Below are 18,330 nucleotides of genomic sequence, written 5' to 3'. Positions count from 1 at the left end.
AAAAGCCTTGGTCTAATTTTAGAATCAAGGCTTTTTTCAATGTTTATGATGGTTTTTAGGCTTCTATATACTCTTCGATAGGAGCACAAGTGCACATTAAATTACGATCCCCAAACGCTTCATCCGTTCTTCTAATGCTTGGCCAAAACTTGTTTTCGGCGATATAAGGTAATGGAAAAGCGGCTTTTTCCCTGCTATAGGAGTGGTTCCATGAATCGCTGGTCAACATGCTCAAGGTGTGAGGAGCATTTTTCAATACATTATCCATTTCATCTGCAGAAGCTTCATCAATTTCCTCTCGAATAGATAATAGCGCATCGCAAAAACGGTCCAGTTCGGCACGGCTTTCACTCTCGGTCGGCTCTATCATCAATGTTCCCGCAACTGGGAAGGAAACCGTTGGTGCATGGAATCCGTAATCGATAAGTCGCTTGGCGATATCCGTAACCTCTATTCCATTTGCTTTAAAGGGCCTACAGTCAATGATCATTTCGTGGGCGGCACGTCCACGCTCACCTGTGTAAAGTACATCGAACTTACCTTTTAAACGGTCTTTAATGTAGTTTGCGTTTAGAATGGCTGCTTCGGTAGCTTTTGTGAGTCCTTCGGAGCCTAGCATTTTGATATATCCGTAAGAAATCAGGCAAACCAATGAACTTCCCCATGGCGCCGAAGAAATAGCGGTTATTGCACTTTCTCCGCCAGTGGGAATTACTGGGTTTGTCGGTAAAAACGGTTTTAATTGTTCCGCCACACAAATAGGTCCCACGCCTGGCCCACCACCTCCGTGTGGTATGGCAAAGGTCTTGTGCAGGTTCAAATGGCATACATCGGCCCCAATAGTTGCAGGATTGGTCAACCCTACTTGGGCGTTCATGTTGGCACCATCCATGTAGACCTGACCTCCGTTATCGTGGATGAGTTTGGTAATTTGTCTTATAGATGATTCAAAAACACCATGGGTGGAAGGGTAAGTGACCATCAATGCAGCTAAGTTTTCTGCATGTTTTTCCACTTTTTCCTCCAGATCTGTCAAATCAATGTTTCCTTTTTCATCGGTTTTGGTAACAACTACTTTCATACCAGCCATTACGGCTGAAGCTGGATTGGTTCCGTGGGCAGAAGCAGGTATCAAGCAAATGTTTCTGTGATCTTGGCCTCTTGATTCGTGATAAGCTCGGATTACCATAAGTCCCGCGTACTCTCCTTGCGCACCAGAGTTTGGTTGAAGTGAAGTAGCGGAAAACCCTGTAATTACATTGAGTTGCTCTTCCAATGATTTTAAGACTTCTTGGTAACCTTCAGCTTGGTTTAAAGGCACAAAAGGGTGGATGTTGCCCCATTCTCCCCAGCTCAATGGTAACATTTCCGATGCCGCATTCAACTTCATGGTGCAGCTTCCCAAAGAAATCATGGATTGGTTCAATGCCAAATCCTTGCGCTCCAATTTTTTGATATAACGCATCAACTCAGTTTCTGAGTGATAAGAGTTGAAGACTTCATGCTCCATAAATGGAGTTTTCCTTTGCAATGAATTTGGAATGGCTTCACCCAACTGCATCTCCCCTAAAGATTTTTCATCCAAATCATGTGATTCCAAGAAGCAAGAAATCAATGTGTCCAAATCAGTATTGGAAACAGCTTCGTTCAATGAAACAGAAACCGTGGAGTCATCCATATAATGTAAGTTGATGCTCTTGCTTTCTGCTACATCTTTAAGTCGACCTGGGTTTTTCACCTTCACCTGAATCGTGTCAAAATAGGCGCTGTTCAATTGCTCAAAACCGTAACCTTCCAATGTTTTGGCCAACTTTTTGGTATTGTTGTGCACTTTGTTGGCAATATATTTTAAACCTTCCGGTCCGTGATAAACCGCATACATACCCGCCATTACGGCCAAAAGCACCTGGGCGGTACAAATGTTTGAGGTTGCTTTATCTCTTTTAATATGTTGCTCCCTAGTTTGGAGTGCCATACGTAAGGCCGGGTTGCCATCTGTATCCTTGGTGATTCCGATAATACGACCTGGAATATTTCTTTTGTAAGCTTCTTTGGTAGCAAAGAATGCGGCGTGTGGTCCACCATAGCCCAACGGAATCCCAAAACGTTGTGTGGTTCCCACAACAGCATCTACGCCCCATTCGCCAGGAGGAGTGAGCATTACCAAGCTCAAAATATCGGCGGCAACGGCTACTTTTATTTCGTTCTCCTTGGCTTTTTCCACAAAGGACGCATAATCGTTTACTTGACCATGTTTACCGGGATATTGCAATAATGCACCATAAAATTTTTCGGAAAAATCAAAAGACTCGTGGTTTCCAATGACCAATTCTATACCTAAAGGTATAGCTCGTGTTTCCAATAAGCTCAACGTTTGAGGTAGCACTTCTTCGGAAACGAAGAATTTGACAACTCCATCTTTCTTTTGTTGGCGACTGCGTACTTCGAACAACATGCTCATGGCCTCTGCTGCTGCTGTACTTTCATCCAAAAGGGAGGCATTGGCAATTTCCATGCCCGTAAGGTCGCTTACCATGGTCTGGAAATTCAAAAGTGCCTCCAATCGACCTTGGGCAATCTCTGCTTGATAAGGTGTGTAGGCCGTATACCAACCTGGATTTTCCAGAATATTTCTTTTGATTACGGATGGGGTAAACGATTCGTGGTATCCCAAACCGATATAGGTTTTAAAAACCTTGTTTTTCTTGGCCAGTTCACCCAAATGGCTCAGGAACTCATGTTCACTGATACCTTCGGGGAGGTCCAATGGTTTTTTTAATTTGATATCATTGGGAATGGTCTCATAAATGAGCTGTTCCATGTTTTCCACCCCAATGGTTTTGAGCATGTGGGGCAAGTCTCTCTCTGTGATGCCAATGTGTCTGGCGGCAAAAACCTCTGTATTCATGTTCAATCCAATAAAGTGCACAAAATTAGGGATAAATTCGATGAAAATAGTCAATTTTGAAAGTGTATGCGGCAAAGTTGTTAACGACCAATTAACCTTTGGCAAAAGGACAAAGATTTTAACACATGAGAATCCTAAAAACCATTTTTGATTTCTATCTGGATGCCAGTATACATGTGGCCGTTGCGGTTATTTCCATGACAGGGGTTACCTTTCATTTGTTGGGGAGTTCTTCGGATATCAATTTGTTGGGTTTTATCTTTTTTAGTGTGATTGTTTGTTACAATTTTATAAAGTATGGTGTGGAGGCCTATAAATACCTTATCGTGTCCAATGTATACCATAAGGTCATTCAAATATTCAGCTTTGTTTCCTTTGCTTTCGCCATTTATTTCTTGATTCAATTGGACGAACAGATTTGGGTGGCCACTGTTGTCTTGGGTGTATTGTCCGCATTGTACGCAGTTCCTTTGTTGCCAAGGGCCAAAAACTTGAGAAATTTGGCAGGACTCAAAATTTACATCGTGGCTTTTGTTTGGGCCGGTTTTTCGGTTTTATTACCAGTTTTGGATGCAAAAATGACCTTGGACTGGGACTTTGCCGTAACCTTTATCCAGCGCATGTTGCTGGTTTTGGTACTTATTCTGCCTTTCGAAATCAGGGATATGCAATGGGACGACAAAAGGTTGAGGACTTTGCCACAGGTGCTTGGTGCTAAAAATACCACGCGATTGGGCATTGGTTTGACGCTGATTTTTTTTCTATTGACTTTTTTAAGGGATGAATTACATCAGCAGGAAATCGCCCTAAGGGCTATATTGTGTGTTGCTCTTATCTTGGTATTACTTTCTGGCAAAAGACTGCAATCTAAATATTTTGTGATGTTCTGGGTGGAGGCGATTCCTATTTTCTGGTTTTGTATGTTCTGGTGTGTGGAAAAATATATTTAACGTTTCTCTTCCAAGTCTTGCTTCATTTTTTCCTTGTCATCTTCTGATAACATGGTCAGGCCCGCCCTATCGCACAATGAGGTTAATTCGCTGTTCTTTTTGGAATATCCACGGCATACTTTGCAGTACGATAAATGTATGCGAAGTTTAAGGATGTCCCACCAACTCGCCTCTTTATATTGGGATTTGTCACAAATGCTAGATGCCTCTTTACACGAAATCTTCATACCTAAAACCAATTTTCATTTAAACAACCCATAAGTGCAGTTCTTGCTCTATGGATCATCACCCACAGATTGGACGGATTAATATCCAGTTCATTACAAACATCTTCAGTGCTCATACCTTGAATGGTCTTCAATTTAAAGACCATGGCCTGTTTTTGAGGTAGTTTTGTGATACAGTCTTGAATTGCTGAACCCAATTCTTCATTTTCCAGAACATTGTCGCCGTCCTTGCTGTAGGGATCGGCCACTTGTTGTTCCAACCAATCGCCTTCGGCTTCTGAATCGGAATTGTAATTCATGCGAACTTCTGCTTTCCCTTTTTTAGAATTTATTTTGCGATAATGGTCTATAACCTTTCTTTTAAGAATGGATACCAGCCAAGTACGTTCGGCAGCATCCCCTTTAAAGTTTTTGGCCGAGTTGAGACCTGCGAAAAAGGTTTCCTGTACCAAATCTTTTGCAATTTCGGCATCGCTTACGCGAGAAACTGCATAGTTGAAGAGGTAATCGGCATATTGGTCCACCCAATTGTCCGGTTGAAGTTTGTGCTTGGCCATATTCCTATCGAATTACCAAATGTAATGGTTTTTGAGCATCTAAACCCATGGTTGAAAATGGATTAGACGAATAAATCGATCAATGCTGACAAAAACATGATTTTGGTCTTTTTTAGCACTTGAAAACTTTTAACTTTTGGTTTCCAAGAGTCCTGCTCGCTCCAGCAGGGCATCTATATTGGGTTCAGCCCCTCTGAACTTTTTGTAAAGGTCCATGGGGTTTTCCGTGCCTCCTTTGGAAAGTACATGTTCTTTGAATTTGTCCGCTACCATTTTACTGAAAATCCCATTTTCCTTGAAATGGGCAAAAGCGTCAGCATCCAGTACTTCTGCCCATTTATAGCTGTAGTAACCGGATGAGTACCCGCCCTGAAAAATATGGGCAAAAGAGGTGCTCATACACGTTTCGGGTGTTTCTGGAAATAAGTTGGTGCCTTTAAAGGCTTCTGTTTCGTAAGCTTTTACATCTTTGATGTTCGATGGGTCTTTTCCGTGCCATGCCATATCCAAAAATCCAAAGCTCAACTGACGAACCGTGGCCATACCTTCTTGAAAGGTGGCGGATTCCTTGATTTTTTCCACCAACTCCATGGGAATCAACTCCCCTGTTTCATAATGGTGGGCAAAAAGTTCCAAGGCATCCTTTTCGTAACACCAGTTTTCCATTACTTGACTGGGTAGTTCCACAAAATCCCAGTACACCGATGTTCCCGATAGGCTAGGGTAGGTGGTATTGGCCAACATACCGTGCAGGGCGTGTCCGAATTCATGGAAAAGTGTGGTTACTTCGTTGAACGTAAGCAAGGACGGTTTTGAGCTTGTTGGTTTGGTAAAATTGCACACATTGGAAATATGTGGCCTACTGTTTTTTCCTCCAAGGGTATATTGTGGTTTGTAGGAGGTCATCCAGGCGCCACCACGTTTTCCCGGTCTGGGGTGGAAGTCGGCGTAGAACAGAGATATGAAGTTGTCATTCTCATACACCTCAAATGTTTTCACTTCCTTGTGGTATTTATCTATATTGTCCACTTCTTTAAACGTAAGCCCAAAGAGTTTTTCCGCAACCTCAAAGACCCCGTTTATTACATTTTCCAGTTTAAAATAGGGTTTCAGCTTTTCGTCATCCAAATTGAACAGCTTTTGCTTCAACTTTTCGGAATAGTAAGCGCTGTCCCATTTTTCCAAACGGTCAATGTTGTCCAACTCCTTGGCATAGGCCTCCAGTTCGCCGAATTCCCTTTCGGCGGCAGGTTTGGCTTTCTCTAAAAGTTCGTTCAGGAAGTCAAGCACTTTTTCGGGGGTCTCGGCCATACGCTCTTCGAGCACAAAATCAGCATGGGTTTTATACCCTAAAAGATTGGCCCTTTCGTGACGTAGATTAACAATGCGCTTTACATTTTCTTGATTGTCCAACTCATCATTATGAAAACCTTTGCTGCCAAAGGCCAAAGAAAGTTCTTTGCGCAATTCCCTGTTTTTGGCATATTTCATAAATGGGATATAACTCGGATAGTCCAAGGTGATCAACCAACCTTGCTTGCCTTTGGACTCTGCTAGTTGTGCCGCTGCTTCTTTGGTACCTTCTGGAAGTCCTTCCACATCTTTTTCATCCGTGAGGAACATTTCGTATTTATTGGTCTCGGCCAATACATTTTCACCAAATGTGAGCTTCAACTTGGCCAGTTCTGTATCGATTTCTCTTAGGCGCTTTTTGTTTTCCTCTTTTAAGTTGGCCCCATTCCTGCTGAAATTCTTGTATTTCTTTTCAAGAAGGGTCTGCTGCTCTTTGGTAAGGTCTAACGAATCACGTTTTTCATAAACCGTTTTGATACGTGCAAAAAGCCCTTCGTTCAGAGTAATGTCGTTGCTGAACTCTGATAACAGCGGAGATACTTCTTGGGCTATTTTTTGAATTTCCTCGTTGGTTTCCGCTGAATTCAGATTGAAAAAAATGCTCGAGATACGATCCAATTGCTGTCCGGAAAAGTCCAATGCCTCCAAGGTGTTTTTAAAAGTGGGCGGTTCCGGGTTGTTTACAATGTCATCGATTTCCTTTTTGGTATCCTCTATGGCCTGCAGAAATGCGGGCTTAAAATGTTCGTTTTTTATTTTTGAAAATGGAGCTTGGTTGAATGGCTCCAACAATGGATTGTTCATAGTTGTTACTTCTGTTCTTTGTTTTTTAAACGCGTTATGGTCCAATCACTCAACAGGTAAGCAAAACCAATTATGGAAGAAAGCCCTGCTATGGTTAAAGCGGCATAGTTTCTTTCCTTGGCGCTACTGGTCATTTTGTTCATGGCAGCAATGGCCTCATCAGAGTATTCGTTAAGATCTACAAAACCATTTCCGTTTAAGTCGTATGTACTGGCATAATCCGAAATGAATTGCCAACGAATTTCAATAAAAATTAGAAGGGCAGCATAAATTGTAAATACCAAAAGACCGCTTTTCCAGAGTCCTTTTACATAGGGGTTGCCCACTTTTCTCAGCGTGAAGCCAAAAAAGGCAATGGCACAAATGCCCACCAATATGCCTATTTGATTATAGTTCACGATCGATCACGATTTACTATTGGTACGTTTTCTTCACTTCTTCGGCCCCTTTGATCACTTTTTCCTTGAGGCCTTCTTTGTAAGCTATAAGGTTGTCCATGATTTTCTTGTTGGAACTTCCAATGATCTGTGCCGCAAGGATTCCAGCATTTTTGGCGCCGTTCAGGGCAACTGTGGCTACGGGAACACCTCCGGGCATTTGCAAAATGGATAGGACAGAATCCCACCCATCAATGGAATTACTACTTTTTACAGGGACTCCGATAACAGGCAAAGGGGATAACGAGGCCACCATGCCCGGCAAATGCGCTGCTCCACCAGCTCCCGCAATAATGGCGGAAAAGCCATTGGTGTGTGCGCTCTTGCTAAAACTGAACAATTTTTCGGGTGTTCTGTGGGCGGATACGATATCCACTTCCACATCTACTCCCAATTCCTTCAATATATCGATGGCGTCTTGCATAACGGGAAGGTCACTTGTGCTTCCCATGATCACGGCTACTTTGCTCATATCTTATTTGCTTATCACTTTAATCGTTTCTTTTACCTGCTGAGCCACCTCTCTGGCCCTTGCCATATTTTCGTCCACAATGGTCACGTGTCCCATCTTACGAAACGGACGTGTTTGTTTTTTGCCGTAAATGTGCGGGGTAACCCCCTCCATCTGCAGTATTTTTTCGATGTTCTCATAAACCACATCTCCCGTATATCCTTCGGCGCCTACCAAGTTAACCATAATTCCAGCTACTTTGCTATCCGTTTTTCCGAGCGGCAAGCCTAAAATGGCACGAATATGTTGCTCGAATTGGTTGGTGTACGCAGCTTCAATACTGTAGTGTCCGCTATTGTGTGGTCTTGGGGCAGATTCGTTGACCAAAATTTGATCGTCCTTGGTCTGGAACATTTCTACCGCCAACAGCCCTACGTGTTTCATGTGCTCGGAAACCTTCAGGGCCACTTCTTGGGCTTTTTTGGCTACGGAATCGTCAATTCGTGCAGGGCAGATAACGTATTCTACTTGATTAGCTTCCGGGTGGAACTCCATCTCGACCACAGGATATGTCTTTACCTCTCCTTGGGTGTTCCGTGCTACCACAACGGCCAATTCATTTTTAAAATCTATCATACTTTCTGCAATGCACTCCACATTGGGCAGGTCTTTAAGATCTTCCATCTTTCGGACTACCTTTACGCCCTGTCCATCATAACCAAATTGAGCACTCTTCCAAACAAATGGTAGCGAAAGTCCTCCGTTGTTAATACTGTCCTTGATTTCCGAAGTGTAGGCAAAGCGTGTAAAAGGAGCTGTGGGAATATCGTGGTCGGTATAGAACAATTTTTGTACGGCCTTGTTCTGTATGGTCCTCAAGGTCTTGGTCGGGGGGTATACTTTAATCCCTTCGTGCTCGAGTTTCTCAAGCGCATCTATGTTTACGTTTTCAATTTCGATGGTGAGTACATCAACATCTTTTCCGAAGGCATAAACGGTGTCAAAATCCATCAGACTGCCTTGTACAAACTCATTGCAGGCTATTTTGCAAGGGGCTTCGGCCGAAGCATCCATGACTTTGGTTTGTATATCCCATTTTCTGGTTTCGTAGAGCATCATTTTGCCCAATTGTCCACCACCTAAAATTCCCAGTTTAAATTTGGAAGAGAAAAATTGCATTGATTTTTAAATTGAATGTGGACAAAAATACATGAAATCCACGAGGGTATAAAAGATGTAAGGGCTTAGCAGCTTTAAAAATATTATCTTTGCCAACCTGACCATAACTCGAACACATTGATCAAGCTTCACGATAAGATTTTTAAGCCGTATATAAAGGAAGAACAAATCCTTGCAGCCATTGATAAAATGGCAAAGGAAATTGCTGCCGATTACAAGGATGAAACACCCCTTTTTGTCGGAGTGCTCAATGGTGCTTTTATGTTCGTGGCCGATTTTCTTAAAGCGTATCAGCACCCGTGCGAGGTTTCCTTTGTGCGGTTGAGCTCGTACCAAGGGTTAACGTCAACCGGTATTGTGGAGACATTATTGGACGTACCGGATGAGGTGGAAGGAAAGAGTGTTATTATTTTAGAAGATGTAGTGGACACAGGTCGTACCTTAAAACAGCTGGTACACTTGTTCAGCAACACCAATGTAAAAGAATTTAGAATCGGGACGCTTTTTTACAAGTCTGATGTTTACAATGGCGAATACACCATCGATTACGTAGGGCTGGAGATCCCCGATCATTTTATTGTGGGTTATGGACTGGACTATAATGAGCTGGGCCGAAACCTTAGAGAAGTTTACCAATTAAATCAAACAGATATGATCAACCTAGTGCTTTTTGGAAAGCCAGGAGCTGGAAAGGGTACCCAAGCAGGGTTCCTAAAGGAAAAGTATAATTTGAAACACATTTCCACTGGGGATGTTTTCCGTTACAACATTAAAAATGGAACCGAGCTTGGTAATTTGGCCAAGTCTTATATTGATAAAGGAGATTTGGTTCCCGATGAGGTAACCATTGATATGCTAAAAGCCGAGGTGGAGAAAAACCCGGATGCGGCAGGTTTTATTTTTGATGGATTTCCACGTACAGCTGCCCAGGCAGAAGCATTGGACAATTTCTTGGAATCAAAGGATATGAAGGTAAACGCAACCATAGCCTTGGAAGCTGAGGACGATATTTTGGTGGAGCGCCTATTGGAGCGTGGTAAAAGCAGTGGTCGTTCCGATGATCAGGACGAAAGCAAGATCCGTAACCGTTTTGATGAATACAATGAAAAAACGGCTCCATTGAAAGCCTACTACGAAAAACAGGGGAAATTCCACTCTGTAAACGGAATAGGTGAGATCAATGAGATTACCAAGCGTTTGGGCAAGGTAATCGACTCCCTGTAATTGGTTTCCACACAGACTTTTTTATATTAGAATATGACCGAAGGAAATTTTGTAGACTATGTAAAAGTGCATATTTCTTCTGGAAACGGAGGTAAAGGTTCTGCGCATTTACGTCGCGAAAAATATGTGGCCAAAGGTGGCCCGGATGGAGGTGATGGTGGTCGTGGCGGTCATGTTATAGTCAAAGGGAACAAAAACCTATGGACGTTGGTCCACTACAAGTTTAAAAAGCATTTTAAAGCAGGTCACGGGGAACATGGCGCAAAAAGCCGCAGTACCGGTGCCGATGGCGAAGATGTGTATTTGGAAGTGCCCTTGGGAACGGTAGTACGCGATACTGAAACCAATAAAGTACTTTTTGAGATTACCGAAGACGGAGAGGAGAAAATTGTCCTCGAAGGTGGTATGGGAGGATTGGGGAATTGGCATTTTAAAAGTGCCACAAACCAAACCCCAAGGTATGCCCAGCCAGGTATAAAGGGGCAAGAAGGTCATGTGACACTCGAACTTAAGGTGTTGGCCGATGTAGGACTGGTTGGTTTTCCCAATGCAGGTAAATCCACGCTCCTTTCGGTAATGACCTCTGCCAAGCCCAAAATCGCCAATTACGAGTTTACCACCCTAAAGCCCAATTTGGGCATCGTTGAATATCGGGACTTTCAAAGTTTTGTAATGGCCGATATCCCAGGAATTATTGAAGGTGCCGCCGAAGGTAAGGGACTGGGACATTATTTCCTTCGCCACATTGAACGTAATGCCACCCTTTTGTTTTTGATTCCGGCCGATAGCAAGGACATCAGTCAGGAATACAATATTCTTTTGGACGAATTGAGAAGGTACAACCCCGAATTGTTGGACAAAGGGCGTTTGGTGGCCATTTCCAAATGCGATATGCTGGATCAGGAACTCATTGATGAAATGGATGAGGATATGAAAGAAGATTTTAAGGATGTCCCCTACATGTTCATATCATCGGTAAGTGGATTGGGAATCCAACAGTTAAAAGATAGACTTTGGAAGCTATTGAACGAATAGTGTCCCTACTTCTTTATATCCAATCAATTTATTGATTAAATTTAGAAGGACCCAAATGTTGATTATGCGATATTTACTTTCCATACTATTGGTGCTTTCCTTGTTGTCCTGTAGTTCTGTCAGGGTAAATTACGATTACGATAAGACCGTTGACTTCTCAAGTTACTCTACCTATAACTATTATGCCGATATGCAATCTGGCCTAAGCCAGTTGGATGAAAAGCGCTTGCTGCGCGCCCTGGATTCCACTTTAAAGGCGCGTGGGTACCGATTGGCCGAGGAACCGGAACTCTTTATCAATATTATGAGCGACGAATACCGAGGCGCTCCCAACAGCAATGTGGGGGTTGGTATTGGTGGAACCGGTCGAAATGTGGGCGGAGGTATTTCCGTAGGATTGCCCTTGGGAGGACTTAATTTACAGCGCAGCATACAGTTTGATTTGGTGGATGCCCAACGCGATGCTCTTGTTTGGCAGGCTGTGGCCGAGAGTGGGCTTTCTGAGAACGCCTCGCCCAGTGTGCGCGAGGATAAGCTCAGGGCTGTAGTGAAAAAAGTGTTTTCCAAATTCCCTCCAAAAGTAAAATAGCCTTGATAATCAAGGTGTTGTATCTTTTCCAATTTAAAATTCAATGACTTTACCGTTCGGTTGGTCTAAATTACCACTTGTCATAATTCACTTCAACGGGCAAGGGTTCTATTGTACTTTAGTTTCAGAAATAAATTCTAAAACAGAACAGTCATGATAGCACTAGCCAAATTGATCATTTCACTTTTAGTAAGTATAATTCTATAATCCGCTGAAGCGGTCACAAAATTCATCAAAATGAAAAAACTGAACACAAGACAAAAAGTTGTATTCTCCCTAGGTATCCTTGGAGTATTGGTTGGAATATACGGTAGGTTCAATGCTTGGGAATACATGGAATACTTCCCATTTTTCTATACAGGCTCAACCATGATGTGGATTGCCTTTTTGCCACAGGGAAAATCGTGCTGCAACCCCTTTAAAAGAAAAGCTGCACAAAAATCTTAGTGTGGTATATACCAAGTAAGTTTAATGTAAATTTGGGCAGTTGATGCTCAATCGAATGGAGTTAAGTACAAGGAAAAGGAATATTGCGTTTTGGGTTCTTCAATTATTGGGATGGGGATTTATCAACTCCATTGCCACCTTGATCCCCCAGAACATTAGCATTGAGATGACCATATTCTCGGTCATTGTCGGAATTTTCATAGGGGTTTTTTCTACTTCGATATTGCGCTGGTACCTTAAAAGAAATGTGCATTTTGATTCTTTTGGAGGCAAAGAGGTACTTAAAATTATTGTCTCCACCTTGGTGGCCTCTGCGATTTTTGGTCTTTTAAATGTTTTTTTTGGGTATATCTATATAAAGTTCGGCCCTGAGCTTACCGAAGCCGAAATGCATATGTTCGAAGGCTATGACAAAATCATGGTGCAAGTGCTTAATTCGGTCTTTTTGGTCGGGGCTTGGACAATTACCTACTTGGTCATCAAATTACTTTTGAAGCTGAATCAGAACAGAATAGAAAGGTTGGAGCTGAACACTACCTTGAAACAGGCCCAATTGAACACCTTAAAAGGACAGATAAATCCACATTTTATGTTCAATAGCCTAAACAATATTAGAGGTTTGATGCTTGAAGATGTGGAAAAATCCAGGGAAATGCTCACCAAGCTTTCCGAAATCATTCGATATTCCCTTACCAAGAACAATATCAACGACATTCCCGTACGTGAAGAATTGGAAGTGGTGGATAATTATATCGACCTGTCCAAAATCCAGTTCGAAGATCGTTTGGAGTTTGTAAAACAAGTAGAGGAAGAGACATTGGATTTGAGGATTCCTCCCATGATCATTCAATTACTGATAGAAAATGCGGCCAAGCACGGTATTTCCAACCTAAAAAATGGCGGAAGGATCCTGTTGGCCATATTCAAGAGGGACAAAGACTTGTTTATTGAGGTGCGGAATACCGGAAAACTGAATATTTCCGAAGATTCAACTAAATTGGGATTGAAAAACATAGAACAACGGTTAAAACTGTTGTATGCGGACAAAGCATCCTTTAAATTGGAAGAGATATCCGATGAGGTAGTGGCTGAAATCAAAATACCATTGGCATGAACATCAGGGCGGTAATAGTTGAAGACTCCAGACTGGCACGAAACGAGCTCAAAGAGCTTATCAAGCTTCATGATGATCTGGAACTTATCGGTGAAGCGGGCAACGTAGATGATGGTGTGGAATTGATTGAGTCTGAATCTCCGGATTTGTTGTTCCTCGATATTAATATGCCCGAAAAGGATGGCTTCGATTTATTGGAAATGTTGGATGAGGTACCTATTACCGTTTTTACCACCGCCTACGATGAGTATGCTATAAAATCCTTTGAGTACAATGCGTTGGATTATTTGCTGAAACCAGTGAGCAACAAGCGCTTTGATATGGCTTTGGAAAAAGTACGTGCCAAGATGGCCTCCAAGGAGGAAAGCGCATCCACGGCCAAAAAATTGACCGAGAACAGCCAGATTTTCATTAAAGATGGGGAAGCCTGTTGGTTGGTGAGAATAGGCGACATTTCGCTTTTTGAAATTGTAGGGAACTACACACGGGTGTTTTTTGAGGACAAGAAACCCATGCTATATAAATCGCTCAATCAAGTAGAGGAAAAGTTGCCTGATAACTCATTTTTTAGGGCCAACCGCCAGCAAATCGTAAATACCAACTACATTGAAAATGTGGTGTCCTGGTTCAATGGAAAGCTAAAGCTTACCATGAAAAACGGAGAGGAAGTAGAAGTCTCCCGCAGGCAATCCTACATTTTTAAGGACCGGATGAGTCTATAGTCTACATGGACTTTAAGAGTCCGCCATCTATCGGAATATTTGTTCCTGTAATAAACGCCGCTTTATCCGAGGCCAAAAATGTAACCAAGTAACCATATTCTTTAGGATCGCCAATACGTTTTACGGGCACCTGCTCTTCCATGTTGGATCGGACTTCATCCGGGGAAATCCCAAGTTTTTCAGCTTTTTTGGAGTTCAATTGGGCAATTCGGTCCGTATCAAAATAACCCGTAAGCGTACTGTTCACGGTAATGCCATCTTTAGCAACATCGTAAGCCAAACTTTTGGCCCAAGTGACCACTGCGGCCCTAATGGTGTTGGAAAGTGCCAAATAATTTAAAGGTTCCTTCACCGAAATGGATGCGATATTGATGATTCGTCCCCATTTATTTTTCTGCATATGTTTTAGGGCGAGTTCTGTGGTGTATACTACCGACTTAAAAAGGAGGTCAAAGGCATTTTGGTAATCTGCCACATTTTTTTCAAGTGCCCCGCCCCCTTCTGGACCTTGGGTATTGTTTACCAGTATATCTACGGTATTGGTCTCGAAGAACTCCGATATTTTTGCCTTATAGGCTTCAAAATTCGTAAAATCTACGCACAGGTATTGATGTTTTTGCCCTTGGGAATTGTCCATTTCCTTGATCAACTCTTTCATGCGTTCCTCACTTCTGGCCATAAGGGTCACGCTTGCACCACTTTCGGCCAATTGCTGTGCTATGGCCTTCCCGATTCCTTTGCTGCTGCCTCCTACAAGGGCTGTTTTTCCTTTTAAAGATATGTTCATGGCTATCGGTATTCCTCTCTCACGGGACTAAAAATGTCCATTAATTTACAAGGGGTCAATGCTTTTCCGCTATGGGGAACATTGGAAGGGATCACTACAATGTCTCCTGCGGTGTAGGTGTCTTTTTCTCCGTTTAAGGTGAACTCAAAAGTACCTTCTACCACGTGCATGATCTGTTCATGGTCATGCTGGTGTTCCGGTACTTCGGCATTTTGCTCCACATCCCAAAATACCCAGCTCATACGCTCTCCGTGTACCAATTTGCCATGGTACCCTGACATTATTTCCTTTGGTTCGATTTCTGATAGATTCATAGTTCTCAAATTTAGCAGCAAGATAAAAATTAATATAGAGCTTCCATGTTTGTATTGGTAATGGCTTTGGCTATTTTTGATCTTTAATTTGAAGCGATGCAGGTACATTTTATAGGTTTGGGCGAAATCAATATGTTCAATTTGGCCATTGCCTTGCACAAAAGGGGAGAAACGGTTACGGGCAGTGAAGAGAAGTTTGATGAATCCCTGAAGTCCATTATGCAAGAACAGGGATTGGTATTTAATGAAGCAGGTTGGTTTTCCGATAGAATAAATGATCAATTGGATGCCGTTGTCTTGGGAGCGACCGTTACAAAGGACAATCCGGAATTGTTGAAAGCACAGGAGTTGGGCTTACGATTGGTCTCCTACCCCGAATTGCTGTTCGAACTGAACAAATACAAAACGCGCGTGGTAGTGGCGGGCAGCCAAAATAAAACCAGGGTAACCTCCATGATTCTGCATGTGCTGGAGTATAATGAAGTTGAGGTAGACTATGCATTGTCATCGCAAAAGGGAATCCATTTGTCCGAAGAAAATGACTTTATTCTGATTGAGGGCTGCGATACCCCTTCATCCGTTATCGATGCTACTCCACAATTCCATAAATATCAACCCAATATTGCTTTATTGAGTGATATTGAATTAAAAGAAGAGAGTTCTCAGACCGATCATGAAACCTATTCGGAACAGTACGGCATTTTTGTGGATAGTATTGTAAAGGGAGGGAGCATTACCTATAATGAGGAGGATGCTGAAGTAAAAAAACGAGTGGAATCATCCGAAAACCCTATCAGAAAGTTTCCATATGGAACCCCAGAGTACCAAGAAGCGGATGGTGAAGTGTTTTTGGATACCCCCGATGGTGAAATGCCCATGGAAATTGTTGAGATCAATGATTTAAGGAACATGGCAGGGGCCAAGTGGATTTGCCAACAAATGGGAGTGGACGAAGTGGAGTTTTATGAGGCAATGGCCACTTATAGATAATTGATATTTTCCAGATATTTAGGGTTCAGTGCCAAGACTTCATTTTTTATCTGTTCTGCAGCTTTCAATTCTCCTAATTTTTTGTTGATGCCAATAAGTTGGGCATAGGGAGCCACCCAATGCTTTAATTCATAACTCTTTTCGAAGCAGTCACGGGCTTCTTGCAGCTTTTCAAGCCCTAAGAAACATTGGCCTTTGGCGTAGTGAAGCCATTCCATATTTTGTATTGATCGCAACAAACCACTGTATTTTTCCAAACACCAAATGGCAAGGCCGTAGTTGTGGACATTTATGAGGTTCTCCACAATATTTTCATATGGAATGGTGTTTGGATTTGCTTTTAGTTCAATGAGTTTGTCCAGGTGTTCATGAGCCTTTACGTTATTTTTAAGTGCAGCATTCGCATAAATCAGAACTAAATAGATGTCTTGTAGATAGTCTTCAAATTCTTCATCTTCTTTGAATTTGTTTGCGTCAATAATAATCTCTCCCCATTCAACCGCCATTACATGATCATTATATTTATGGTGGATTTCTTCCAAAAGTAAGACTGCCTCATCCACCATGCCCATGGTTTCCAATGCCGCTTTTTGGTTTTTTGATTTAAGGTGGCATTGGCATATCAACCTGAGGTATGGCTCCTCCAACTCATCTCTATGGTATACGGGACCTTCCAAAGCTAAGGCTGATTGAAAACAATGTAATGCCCTTTGGAAATTTCCCGATTCAAAAAAGAGGTTCCCCTGTTGGTATAAGTTCTTTTTTCTTCCCGCCTCATCAAGATTGGCAAGCGATTGTGTTAAAAAACGGAGAGCGATTTGAACATTTTTGTAATGTTCATCATATAATAAATAGTCAATGCTTTGTTCAACAATTTCTTGGGAAGGATTTTGTTCCAAAATTCTTTTCAAAAGGTTCTTGACCGGATTTTTATCCTTTAAATGATTGGATGTAAAGACACGGTCACGTAACGCTTCAACATTCTCGGGGAGAAAGGAACTGATTTTCTCATCGCCATAAAGTTCCTGCAGCGCTTGATTGTTTTTATGTGCACTTAAAATAGACTGATCTAACCAATGCTCGAACCATGCTCCAAAGGAGTTGGCCACCCATTCAAAACCACCATCGGTCACCAAACGGTTGAGCCATATTTCCCCTTTGTTTGCTCCTTTGACAACCAGAAAATAATATATGCCGCAGCCATCGTCCGCGATGGGGAGTTGTCCATTGTCCGTACCCTGAATCAGATCGTCCACTTTTTCATTATCCTTTAAGCGGGCTTTATTGATTTTGTCATCATACGTGTCATAGTTGTCCTTTGTGGGATCAAAAAGGCACAGGTCGTTGTACTCCGAAGGATCTATCCAAGGCAGGTGCAGTTTGGGAAATTCTTGTTTGATGTCAAGTGGCAAAATCCCATTTCCCGGACCCACACCACCATTACATACCTGAAGTAAAAAATCACGGTATGTCGCCGGTAGTTTAATCTGATGTTTTTCTTCAAAAAGCGTAATGTTTGCTTCGGAAAATGGGATGTATTGATGCTTTTTAAAGTGTTCGCTTTCATTTAAAAACTTGTGGTCCAGATCCCAAAGCTGTTCTAGTTTTTTCTTGATACGGTTCACCTTGTCTTATTCTGATTTGAAATATTTCAATCTAAATATAGGTAGTGATCCAACTAGCTTTTAACACGGATTGACGAATACCCCCTTTTGAATTGACGGAAGTAGCCAAAAAAGGAAAGACCGCTAAAATTTGAATCTGTTACACCCCAAATTGCCTTAAATGATGATCCAGGTGCTTGTACTGCATTTGTCCCCATTGTTCTGGAGTAAAGGTGCCAAACACGGGATGGGGGTCCCATTCTTTTCTATCTTTCTCTTGATGGAAATCGTTGATCAAATCAATTAGTGCCTTCTTTTCCTCATCAAAATTTTTATCAGCAACTACCTTTAACCCTTTGGCCGTGGGTAGCCCTTTTCGCCATGGCTTATCGTTGTACAGGCTTTTTTTGAAAAATTTCCCCATCAGTTTCAGCATAAAGTTGGGTTTGTTATTGGGATTGTATCGGCCTAACGAAATTTTTAAAGGGAATTGACAATGGTGAAGCATTTGACCTACCTCCATTTTGCCCCATTGCCTTTCCGGAGATTCCGAAAGCTGATTTATTCTTGCTAAAATTTCCTCGTGTGCCTCGCTATTGAGAAGGGATTTCATAATGAAGGATTTATATTGAAAATTA

The 18,330-nt window shown here is 42.1% G+C and carries 19 protein-coding genes; 8 read left to right on the top strand and 11 right to left on the bottom strand.

Translation table 11 applies throughout. The features are described 5' to 3' along the window. Positions 1-55: 55 nt before the first annotated feature. Positions 56-2,908, bottom strand: a complete 2,853-nt coding sequence (gene gcvP / locus J0654_RS17350) for an aminomethyl-transferring glycine dehydrogenase (RefSeq protein ID WP_207030421.1) — start codon at positions 2,906-2,908, stop codon at positions 56-58. Positions 2,909-3,033: 125 nt separating this feature from the next. On the opposite strand from gcvP, the gene J0654_RS17345 reads away from it, so the two are divergent. Next, a complete protein-coding gene (locus tag J0654_RS17345) occupies positions 3,034-3,858 on the top strand; it encodes a UbiA prenyltransferase family protein (protein WP_207030375.1) in 825 nt (274 codons plus the stop codon). Here J0654_RS17345 and J0654_RS17340 read toward each other — a convergent pair. From J0654_RS17340 to J0654_RS17315, 6 genes are all read right to left on the bottom strand, one after another. After that, positions 3,855-4,085 carry a hypothetical protein gene (locus J0654_RS17340; protein WP_207030374.1) on the bottom strand — a complete coding sequence of 77 codons (231 nt, stop codon included), beginning with the start codon at positions 4,083-4,085 and terminating at the stop codon, positions 3,855-3,857. The two genes, J0654_RS17345 and J0654_RS17340, sit on opposite strands and share 4 nt — an antisense overlap. 2 nt (positions 4,086-4,087) lie before the next feature. Next, positions 4,088-4,642 carry a sigma-70 family RNA polymerase sigma factor gene (locus J0654_RS17335; protein WP_207030373.1) on the bottom strand — a complete coding sequence of 185 codons (555 nt, stop codon included), beginning with the start codon at positions 4,640-4,642 and terminating at the stop codon, positions 4,088-4,090. Between the two features lie 129 nt (positions 4,643-4,771). Beyond that, positions 4,772-6,799, bottom strand: a complete 2,028-nt coding sequence (locus J0654_RS17330) for a M3 family metallopeptidase (protein ID WP_207030372.1) — start codon at positions 6,797-6,799, stop codon at positions 4,772-4,774. A 5-nt stretch (positions 6,800-6,804) separates the two neighbouring features. Next, positions 6,805-7,197, bottom strand: a complete 393-nt coding sequence (locus tag J0654_RS17325) for a hypothetical protein (protein ID WP_207030371.1) — start codon at positions 7,195-7,197, stop codon at positions 6,805-6,807. A gap of 16 nt (positions 7,198-7,213) precedes the next feature. Further along, a complete protein-coding gene (purE, locus tag J0654_RS17320) occupies positions 7,214-7,708 on the bottom strand; it encodes a 5-(carboxyamino)imidazole ribonucleotide mutase (protein ID WP_207030370.1) in 495 nt (164 codons plus the stop codon). Between the two features lie 3 nt (positions 7,709-7,711). Next, entirely contained in the window at positions 7,712-8,866 is a 1,155-nt protein-coding gene (locus J0654_RS17315) for a 5-(carboxyamino)imidazole ribonucleotide synthase (RefSeq protein ID WP_207030369.1), read from the bottom strand. A 117-nt stretch (positions 8,867-8,983) separates the two neighbouring features. Here J0654_RS17315 and J0654_RS17310 point away from each other — a divergent pair, with 117 nt between their 5' ends. From J0654_RS17310 to J0654_RS17285, 6 genes are all read left to right on the top strand, one after another. Continuing rightward, complete coding sequence (locus tag J0654_RS17310; RefSeq protein ID WP_207030368.1) at positions 8,984-10,090, top strand: adenylate kinase; 1,107 nt, start codon at positions 8,984-8,986, stop codon at positions 10,088-10,090. Positions 10,091-10,123: 33 nt separating this feature from the next. After that, positions 10,124-11,125 carry a GTPase ObgE gene (obgE, locus tag J0654_RS17305; RefSeq protein WP_207030367.1) on the top strand — a complete coding sequence of 334 codons (1,002 nt, stop codon included), beginning with the start codon at positions 10,124-10,126 and terminating at the stop codon, positions 11,123-11,125. A 64-nt stretch (positions 11,126-11,189) separates the two neighbouring features. Beyond that, the gene (locus J0654_RS17300; protein ID WP_207030366.1) at positions 11,190-11,714 is read left to right on the top strand and encodes a DUF4136 domain-containing protein; all 525 of its coding nucleotides are present in this window, start codon (positions 11,190-11,192) and stop codon (positions 11,712-11,714) included. A 237-nt stretch (positions 11,715-11,951) separates the two neighbouring features. Continuing rightward, the gene (locus tag J0654_RS17295) at positions 11,952-12,161 is read left to right on the top strand and encodes a hypothetical protein (protein ID WP_207030365.1); all 210 of its coding nucleotides are present in this window, start codon (positions 11,952-11,954) and stop codon (positions 12,159-12,161) included. Positions 12,162-12,204: 43 nt separating this feature from the next. Beyond that, a complete protein-coding gene (locus J0654_RS17290) occupies positions 12,205-13,275 on the top strand; it encodes a sensor histidine kinase (RefSeq protein ID WP_237686042.1) in 1,071 nt (356 codons plus the stop codon). Beyond that, positions 13,272-13,997 (top strand): LytR/AlgR family response regulator transcription factor, encoded by a 726-nt coding sequence (locus J0654_RS17285; protein WP_207030364.1) that lies wholly within the window; start codon positions 13,272-13,274, stop codon positions 13,995-13,997. The genes J0654_RS17290 and J0654_RS17285 overlap by 4 nt, the downstream gene beginning before the upstream one ends. Position 13,998: 1 nt before the next feature. Here J0654_RS17285 and J0654_RS17280 read toward each other — a convergent pair whose 3' ends face one another. Then, positions 13,999-14,784 (bottom strand): SDR family oxidoreductase, encoded by a 786-nt coding sequence (locus tag J0654_RS17280; protein WP_207030363.1) that lies wholly within the window; start codon positions 14,782-14,784, stop codon positions 13,999-14,001. Between the two features lie 2 nt (positions 14,785-14,786). Then, positions 14,787-15,098, bottom strand: coding sequence for a cupin domain-containing protein (locus J0654_RS17275; RefSeq protein WP_207030362.1), 312 nt, complete (start codon positions 15,096-15,098; stop codon positions 14,787-14,789). 96 nt (positions 15,099-15,194) lie between these two features. Between J0654_RS17275 and J0654_RS17270 the strand changes: the two genes are divergently transcribed. Beyond that, positions 15,195-16,088, top strand: a complete 894-nt coding sequence (locus J0654_RS17270) for a Mur ligase domain-containing protein (protein ID WP_207030361.1) — start codon at positions 15,195-15,197, stop codon at positions 16,086-16,088. Here the strand turns inward: J0654_RS17270 and J0654_RS17265 are convergent. Then, positions 16,079-17,713, bottom strand: coding sequence for an SMI1/KNR4 family protein (locus J0654_RS17265; protein WP_207030360.1), 1,635 nt, complete (start codon positions 17,711-17,713; stop codon positions 16,079-16,081). The genes J0654_RS17270 and J0654_RS17265 overlap by 10 nt on opposite strands. A gap of 139 nt (positions 17,714-17,852) precedes the next feature. Then, on the bottom strand, positions 17,853-18,305 hold the full coding sequence (locus J0654_RS17260) for a DUF1569 domain-containing protein (protein ID WP_207030359.1): 453 nt from the start codon (positions 18,303-18,305) through the stop codon (positions 17,853-17,855). Positions 18,306-18,330: the final 25 nt, after the last annotated feature.

The organism is Flagellimonas profundi (genome assembly GCF_017313275.1).
Taxonomy (GTDB): domain Bacteria; phylum Bacteroidota; class Bacteroidia; order Flavobacteriales; family Flavobacteriaceae; genus Flagellimonas; species Flagellimonas profundi.
Note: the sequence above shows the minus strand (reverse complement) of the source record. Positions and strands in the feature narration are given on the sequence as shown.

Excerpts from the sequence above, each read along its gene's own strand:
- J0654_RS17270 (WP_207030361.1), top strand. The coding sequence starts at position 15,195 with ATGCAGGTACATTTTATAGGTTTGGGCGAAATCAATATGTTCAATTTG.
- J0654_RS17315 (WP_207030369.1), bottom strand. The coding sequence starts at position 8,866 with ATGCAATTTTTCTCTTCCAAATTTAAACTGGGAATTTTAGGTGGTGGA.
- J0654_RS17345 (WP_207030375.1), top strand. The coding sequence starts at position 3,034 with ATGAGAATCCTAAAAACCATTTTTGATTTCTATCTGGATGCCAGTATA.
- J0654_RS17285 (WP_207030364.1), top strand. The coding sequence starts at position 13,272 with ATGAACATCAGGGCGGTAATAGTTGAAGACTCCAGACTGGCACGAAAC.
- J0654_RS17330 (WP_207030372.1), bottom strand. The coding sequence starts at position 6,799 with ATGAACAATCCATTGTTGGAGCCATTCAACCAAGCTCCATTTTCAAAA.
- gcvP (WP_207030421.1), bottom strand. The coding sequence starts at position 2,908 with ATGAATACAGAGGTTTTTGCCGCCAGACACATTGGCATCACAGAGAGA.
- J0654_RS17340 (WP_207030374.1), bottom strand. The coding sequence starts at position 4,085 with ATGAAGATTTCGTGTAAAGAGGCATCTAGCATTTGTGACAAATCCCAA.
- J0654_RS17295 (WP_207030365.1), top strand. The coding sequence starts at position 11,952 with ATGAAAAAACTGAACACAAGACAAAAAGTTGTATTCTCCCTAGGTATC.
- J0654_RS17300 (WP_207030366.1), top strand. The coding sequence starts at position 11,190 with ATGCGATATTTACTTTCCATACTATTGGTGCTTTCCTTGTTGTCCTGT.
- obgE (WP_207030367.1), top strand. The coding sequence starts at position 10,124 with ATGACCGAAGGAAATTTTGTAGACTATGTAAAAGTGCATATTTCTTCT.
- J0654_RS17335 (WP_207030373.1), bottom strand. The coding sequence starts at position 4,642 with ATGGCCAAGCACAAACTTCAACCGGACAATTGGGTGGACCAATATGCC.
- J0654_RS17280 (WP_207030363.1), bottom strand. The coding sequence starts at position 14,784 with ATGAACATATCTTTAAAAGGAAAAACAGCCCTTGTAGGAGGCAGCAGC.
- purE (WP_207030370.1), bottom strand. The coding sequence starts at position 7,708 with ATGAGCAAAGTAGCCGTGATCATGGGAAGCACAAGTGACCTTCCCGTT.
- J0654_RS17290 (WP_237686042.1), top strand. The coding sequence starts at position 12,205 with ATGCTCAATCGAATGGAGTTAAGTACAAGGAAAAGGAATATTGCGTTT.
- J0654_RS17260 (WP_207030359.1), bottom strand. The coding sequence starts at position 18,305 with ATGAAATCCCTTCTCAATAGCGAGGCACACGAGGAAATTTTAGCAAGA.
- J0654_RS17275 (WP_207030362.1), bottom strand. The coding sequence starts at position 15,098 with ATGAATCTATCAGAAATCGAACCAAAGGAAATAATGTCAGGGTACCAT.